Annotated in this window: 2 protein-coding genes; both read right to left on the reverse strand. The window is 56.3% G+C overall.

Annotation, left to right across the window (positions count from 1 at the left end; genetic code table 11):
• Positions 1–169: 169 nt before the first annotated feature.
• Positions 170–973, reverse strand: a complete 804-nt coding sequence (gene istB / locus CEC48_RS30725) for an IS21-like element ISPsy20 family helper ATPase IstB (protein WP_088427245.1) — start codon at positions 971–973, stop codon at positions 170–172.
• Positions 966–2,465 (reverse strand): IS21 family transposase, encoded by a 1,500-nt coding sequence (gene istA / locus CEC48_RS30730; RefSeq protein WP_141099737.1) that lies wholly within the window; start codon positions 2,463–2,465, stop codon positions 966–968. Before istA ends, istB begins: the two co-directional genes overlap by 8 nt.
• Between the last annotated feature and the right edge of the window lie 115 nt (positions 2,466–2,580).

The raw sequence follows: 2,580 nt of genomic DNA on the forward strand, positions 1-2,580 counted from the left end.
TGTTGGCGCTGATTGAAAACTGACCCACCCTGCCGATTGAAAATTGACCCAGGACGGATTGCTGATTTTTGTCCCAGCAATTGTGGATAAGCTTAGCAGCAGTGTTCTGGTTGACGACGCATCCAGCCCCACCACATGTAGGCATGCAGCAGGGCGTTTATGACGCGGATCAAAACGGCTGATCGTCCTCGATATCATCTCCATCCTTGCGCTTTCGTTCTCGTGATTTGATCTTTGTCTGGGCGGCCAAGGTGCTGTGTTGAAGGCGGTAAGACTCGTTGCCCGTTTCGACGATGTGGCAGTGGTGTGTCAGCCGATCCAGCAACGCTGTAGTCATCTTGGCGTCACCAAATACGCTCGACCATTCTGAGAAGCTGAGGTTGGTGGTGATAACCACGCTGGTGTGCTCGTACAATTTGGACAGCAGGTGAAATAACAGAGCGCCGCCACTCTGGCTGAAGGGCAAATACCCCAGCTCATCAAGTATCACCAGGTCTGTGCGAAGCAGCCCCTGGGCGATCCGTCCCGCCTTGCCATCGTACTTTTCACGCTCCAGCAGATTCACCAGATCCACCGTAGAAAAGAAGCGCACGCGTTTGTTGTGGGCCGTGATTCCGGATACAGCCAAGGCACTGGCTAGATGTGTTTTCCCGGTTCCAGGGCCGCCGATGAACACGACATTCTGCGCGGTCTCAGTGAACGCCAAGCTGGATAGATCGCTGACCAAGCGGGCATCAGCGCTGGAAGCGCTGAAGTCAAAGCCAGCTAAATCACGGTGCATGGGGAGTTTTGCCATGTTCATCTGGTGGTTCACCGAGCGCACCGCGCGATCCGCCTGTTCCTGTTGAAGCAGATGCTCCAGCAGCCATTTCGATGAAGCCGTCGAGGCGGTTCCTTGAGAGACCAGTTCGTCCCAAGCACTGGCCATGCCGTGCAGGCGCAGTTCTTTGAGTTCTGTCATTAAGTCACGCATTGCGGTTCTCCTCATCGGTCGTACGGAGCCGGTCGTAGCGAGCCGTATTGGCAACGGGCGCCACCTTGAGTTGCAGGCTGGTTTCTACGCAGGGAGGTGGTGCCGTGGAGGTCAGACGAGCAAGGACATTGAGGATGTGATCGGCGCTCAGACTTCCCGACTCAAGCACCAGCTCCACCGCCACCAGCACCGGTTCGAGACCGGCGATAGGCACAGCAGCCAGTACCTGCATCATGATTCGATCACCGTTGGTGTGACGCCTCAATCCCCGCTTGAGAAGCAGCAAAGGCTTCGGTAGATCGGCAAATGGCGCGCCATTACGCAGTGCACCGGGCTTGCGCTCGATAAGCGGGATGTAATGCTGCCAGTCAAAACTGACCTGATCTCGATCAAAGAGGCGCTCGTGACTGGCAATCACCGTTTCATCGGCGATGACCACGATCCGGGATGGATAAAGACGACTGCTAACCCACTGGCCGACGCGCTCACATGGCACTGAATAGCGATTTCGCGCCACGCTGATCAGGCAGGTGCTGGAGACCCGCACGGTACGTTCGACGTAGCCATCAAACGCTGTGGGCATCGGCATCATTTCGACCTGCTCCAGCTCCAAGACCTCCGCCACCGTCAGCCCGTTGTACTGCGGATGCACCAGTTCGCTCCAGAGTGACCGGCAGCGTTGACCGAGCCAGATATTCAGTTCTTCAAAGGTGTGGAACATGCAGTTTTGAGCATCGAGCCAGATACGCCGCCGGCTGTCCTGTACGTTCTTTTCGACGATGCCCTTTTCCCAGCCGGAGGCTACGTTGCAGAAGTCGGGATCGAACAAGTAGTGGGCACACATGACCGCAAACCGGGCATTCACCGTGCGACCTTTGCCTTTGTTGACCTTGTCGACAGCCGTTTTCATGTTGTCGTAAATGCCGCGACGCGGCACTCCGCCAAGCGCACCAAACGAGCGCGTATGGGCGTCGAACAACATTTCGTGCCCTTGGCTGGGATAGGCAACCAACCAGAACGCGCGACTGGCACACAGCTTCATGTGAGAGACCTGGATGCGGCGAAACAGCCCACCGATCAGCAGACCTTCTTCGCTCCAGTCAAATTGAAAGGCCTCACCCAGAGCAAAAGTCAGTGGCACAAAAGCGCGTAAAGACTTGCCTTGCTCACCTCGCCAAGTGCGCACAAAAGCCGTGAGCTGGCTGTAGCCGCCGTCATAGCCCTCGGCCTTAATCTGTTCGAAAAGTGCCTTGGCGCTTCTGCGGTTGTGCTTTGCCCGGAAGGAATCGGCTTTCAGCGCCTGTTCTAGCGTGTCGTGAAATGGGCTGAGTTTGTTGAAGATTACGCACCGTTGGTACGCCGGCTGAGTGGCTTCGGGCGCTCTGACCCACTTTCGGATGGTGTTTCTCGACAGCCCGGTACGCTTGGCTATCTGATGCAGCGAGAGCTTGTCGCGGAAGTACATCCGCCGGATTTTTCCCAACATTTCCATGCTGATCACCCTGTGTTCTCCTGCTCGAAAAGTGAGCAGAAGCAGTTGAACACCTGGGTCAGTTTTCAGTCGGCAGAACAGCCTCTATTGGGTCAGTTTTCGGTCAGCGGCAACA

It is taken from the genome of Pseudomonas sp. K2I15 (assembly GCF_002204795.1).
Classification (GTDB): domain Bacteria; phylum Pseudomonadota; class Gammaproteobacteria; order Pseudomonadales; family Pseudomonadaceae; genus Aquipseudomonas.